Raw genomic sequence first — 3,541 nt, 5'->3', positions numbered from 1 at the left:
CAATGTCTCCCGGCCCAGGCCCTTTCTTCATGTCCGCCCGCCGCAATCCGACCCTCCAGGCACGCAGGCCGACCGTCTGGGTACGCGAGTTGCGCCGGGCCGGCCGCCGTGATGCCTCCCCAATCACGCGTGATGCCCCTCCAGACACGCATGAAGCCTCCCGGATCACACGTGATGCCCCGCGCCGCACGCCGCCGAGCGGAACCGGCCCGGGCCTCACGTGACTAGGACCGCAACTCGCGTGAGTGGAGGCGGGACTCGCGTGATTGGCGGCGGAACTCGTGTGATCAGCGGGGCATCTCGCGTGCCTGGAGGGGCATCACATGTGATTGGAGGGGTATCTCGCGTGTTTGGAAGGGCATCACTCGTGATTGGAGGGGCATCACGCGGCTGCGGGCCGGGGGCGGGGACGAGAAGGGGGGCAGGAGCGGAGCTCCTGCCCCCCCTTTGAGGCGGCTGGGTTACTTGATAGCCGAGCCGGCTTGCCAGTCGGCCCAGGACTTGGACCAGTCGCCGTACAGGTCCCAGACCGGGAGCTGGGGGCCGCCCGAGTTGGTGACCTCCACGACGTCGCCCAGGCCCATGTTCTGGAAGAACCACTGGGCGTTCGCGTCGTTCAGGTTGATGCACCCGTGCGACACGTTCGAACTACCCTGCTGGCTGACGCTGTTCGGGTTCTCGTGGACGAACTCGCCGTCGTTGGAAATCCGCTCCGACCACTTCTCGTTGGACCGGTACGCCTTCGGATCCGGCGGGCAGACGCCGTACGTGCAGGAATCCATCGTGTAGTTCGCCTGCTTGTCCGAAATCACGTGCGCGCCGAGGTGGGTCGGCGTGGCGTCCTTGCCCATCGAGATCGGCATGGACTTCACCATCTGGCCGTTGTGGAAGATCTGCATCTGCTCGGTGTTCCCGTCCGCCTTCGCGATCCAGGAATCGTGCACCTTGTACGTTTCCGTACGATCCTCCGCGCCGAACACCCCGCCGCCGAAATCGACGCCGTAAATCTTGGCCGTCACCTTCAGCGTCGTGCCGGCCTGCCAGTACTCCTTCGGCCGGTAGTGGACGTTCGAATCGTCGATCCAGTACCAGCTGCCGTCCTGCTTCGGGGTCGACTCCACCGTCAGCGCCTTCTCGACCGCCGCCTTGTTCTTCACCGCGACCTTGCCGAAGCTGAACACGATCGGCTGGCCGACACCGACACCCGTGCTCGCCACCGCGGACGGCGCCGGGATCAGGTTGGCGTTCGCCTGCTTCTTCGGCGACAGCGTCGTGATCTGGTTGTCCTGCTCGATCGGCTTCCCGTTGGCGCCCTGGGCGTGCGCGACGATCTTGTACGTCGCGCCGTAGCCGAGCGGCTCGCTGGAGGTCCAGCTCGACCCGTCGGGCGCCAGCTTGCCGGCGACCGTCTTCCCCTTGGCCTGGTTGGTCACCGTGACGTCGAGCAGTTTCCCGTTGGCCGCCTTGACGACGATCGGCGTCGCCGGGTTCACCGCCGTGCCGCCCGCGGGCTCGAACGTCACCGCGACCGGGGTCTCGGACGGTGCGGCGGACCCCGACGCCGGCGCCCCACCGGCGGGCGTGCCGCCGTCGTCACCGGACGAGCAGGCGGAAAGCAACAGTGCTCCGGCGAGGATTCCGGCCACCGAAAGTAAAATCTTCTTGGGGAGCATATTGTCTCTTTTTGGGAATTGGGATCGGCGGGCATTCGTCATCAAAAGTACGCGATAGCGATGACGTTCTTACCGGCGGATCGGTGCATCTGCGTGACGTGGATCACATGATGACGAGCCCGGGTGCCCCGTACAGTCCGGGCCCGCTCACCGACAACGCGCCGAGGTACTCGCGCGCCGCCGTGTACGCCTCTTCCGCCAGTGCTTCCGTGTGCCCGAAATCCAGCGGGTTCACCCGGACCGGCGCGGGCCCGGGCAAGTACAGCACCGGCACCTGTGCGGCCGCCACCGGCGCCTCCAGCACGGCCTGGTTGCGCATGCTGATCATCGCGGTGAACATCATCACCTCGGCGAACGTCCGCGGCGCGTCCGGCAGCTTCCCGGGAAACGCGCAGTCGAGCACCACCAGGGACTTTGCTCCCATCGCGAGGGCCTGCCGCATGGGCACGTTCGCGACGAGCCCGCCGTCGTACAGCAGCCGCCCGTCGTGCTCCACCGGCGGGAAGATGCCGGGGATCGCGCAGCTCGCCAGCAGCGGCTCCAGCAGGCGCCCGGAGCGGATCAGCAGCGGCTCGGCCGTGTCGACCTGCGTCGTGACGACGCCGAGCGGCAACGCCAAGTCCTCGAAGCGGGTGTCGGCGCCCAGGTGGTCGGCGATGATCCCGGCCAGCCCCGTGTTGGGGAACAGGTGCGTCTTGCTCTGCGTCAGCGTCCGGACGCGGCTCAGCACGCCGCCGGGGAACGCCTCGGCCCGCGTCATGTGCGCCCAGATCTCGTGCAGCCGCGCGAGGGCGTCGGTGCCGGAGCGGGCCAGCACGGCGGCGTTGAGCGAACCGACCGACGTGCCGGTTACGACGTCCGGCGTGAGCCCGGCTTCGGTCAGTGCTCGCAGCATGCCGACCTGCATGGCGCCGAGGCTGCCGCCCCCGCCGAGGACGAAGCCGATCGGCCGGGGAAGATCCGCGAGACTCATGCCGCCGAATGTAGTACTCAGGGCACGCGTTCGGGCTCCGGCTCGGGCGCCGCCAGTGCCTTGCGCTTCTTCAGCCGCAGCAGGAAGAACACGGCGACCGCGGCCAGCACGCCGACCACGATCAGGCCGCCGGTGTTCAGGGCGCCTTCGATGCGCTTGGCGGCTTCGCCCAGTGCCGCGCCGATGCTGATGTGCACCAGCGACCAGCAGAACGCGCCCGCCGCGGCGGCCGGCAGGAACTTGCGGAACGGCAGCCCGGAGGTCCCGGCCGCGGCCGGTGTCAGCGTCCGGATCACCGGCAGGAACCGCGCGAAGAAGACCGCCCAGGCGCCGCGGCGTTCGAGGACGCCGGTGGCCTTGTCCCAGGCCTCCAGGCCGTACTTGCGGATCAGTTTCGTGTTACGCAGGCGTGGCCCGAACCGGCGGCCGATGCCGTAGCCGAGCGCGTCGCCCGCCGTCGCGCAGAGGGTGACGACCAGCCACAGGACGAGGAACCGGGGGACGGTGTTCGCCGTCGTCGCGGCGATGAGCAGCCCGGATTCGCCGGGGGCGATAAAACCCAGCCCGATCGTGCACTCGGCGAACACCAGGCCGCCGGTCGCGGCGACGAGCCCCGGTTCCGGGAGTCCTTGCAACCAGCTGAGGAGGTCCGAAACCAGGGCCATGGGCCCACTTTACCGATCCTTTAAGGATGGTGGGGTGACGTGCGTCACCGTGCCAGCAGCGACGCGGCTTCCTGGGCGGCGGGGCCTTCGGCGGCCAGGTGCTGCAGGTTCTCGGGCAGGACCTCGCCGCGGTGGGCCTTCGTCTGGGCGTAGAGCCGTCCCGCGCGGTACGACGAGCGCACCAGCGGCCCGGCCATGACACCGGCGAAGCCCATCGCCTCGGCCGCCTT

3 protein-coding genes and 1 pseudogene are annotated in these 3,541 nt (G+C 68.8%); all 4 read right to left on the bottom strand.

What is annotated here, in order from left to right; translation table 11 throughout:
• Nucleotides 1-461: 461 nt before the first annotated feature.
• On the bottom strand, nt 462-1,673 hold the full coding sequence (locus IE317_RS44005; protein ID WP_191317295.1) for a L,D-transpeptidase: 1,212 nt from the start codon (nt 1,671-1,673) through the stop codon (nt 462-464).
• Between the two features lie 103 nt (nt 1,674-1,776).
• A complete protein-coding gene (locus IE317_RS44000; protein WP_191317294.1) occupies nt 1,777-2,646 on the bottom strand; it encodes a patatin-like phospholipase family protein in 870 nt (289 codons plus the stop codon).
• Nucleotides 2,647-2,663: 17 nt separating this feature from the next.
• The gene (locus IE317_RS43995; protein ID WP_191317293.1) at nt 2,664-3,311 is read right to left on the bottom strand and encodes a DedA family protein; all 648 of its coding nucleotides are present in this window, start codon (nt 3,309-3,311) and stop codon (nt 2,664-2,666) included.
• 44 nt (nt 3,312-3,355) lie between these two features.
• Nucleotides 3,356-3,541 (bottom strand): annotated as a pseudogene (locus IE317_RS43990) (lipoyl synthase); the annotation flags it as partial.

It is taken from the genome of Amycolatopsis bullii (assembly GCF_014654205.1).
In the GTDB taxonomy this organism is placed as follows: domain Bacteria; phylum Actinomycetota; class Actinomycetes; order Mycobacteriales; family Pseudonocardiaceae; genus Amycolatopsis; species Amycolatopsis plumensis.
The sequence above is the reverse complement of the archived record's forward strand: the minus strand, read 5'-3'. Positions and strand labels throughout refer to the sequence as shown.